Source organism: Lyngbya sp. CCY1209 (genome assembly GCF_035615495.1).
Lineage (GTDB): Bacteria > Cyanobacteriota > Cyanobacteriia > Cyanobacteriales > Microcoleaceae > Limnospira.
Genome location: NZ_JAJENU010000514.1, coordinates 1 through 449, shown reverse-complemented (window position 1 = coordinate 449; position 449 = coordinate 1). Strand labels below are relative to the sequence as shown.

Genomic DNA, 449 nt, shown 5'->3' with positions numbered 1-449 from the left:
ATCAACAACGGCAGCGCCGACAACCTGCAAACCGCCGACAACATCACCTACACCTTCGACATCACCCCCGACGCCGATGGGGAAGTGACCGTGGATATCGCAGCCGCCATCGCAGCGGATATCGCCGGAAACGATAACACCGCCGCCACCCAACTCACCCGGACGGCAGAAGATAATCCCGAGGAAGATAACGCTCAGGAAGATACCACTCAGGAAGATAACACTCAGGAAGATAACACTCAGGAAGATAACACTCAGGAAGATACGACTGAGGAAGATAACACTCAAGAAGATACCACTCAGGAAGATACGACTGAGGAGGATACGACTGAGGAAGATACGACTGAGGAAGATACGACTGAGGAAGATACGACTCAAGAAGATACCACTCAGGAAGATACGACTCAGGAAGATACGACTGAAGAGGATAATCCCGAGGAAGATAACAC

Annotated in this window: 1 protein-coding gene; it reads left to right on the top strand. The window is 51.0% G+C overall.

Annotated elements, in window-relative coordinates:
• A partial coding sequence (locus LKE08_RS16530) for a hypothetical protein (RefSeq protein ID WP_324705346.1) occupies positions 1–449 on the top strand: 449 nt, incomplete at both ends.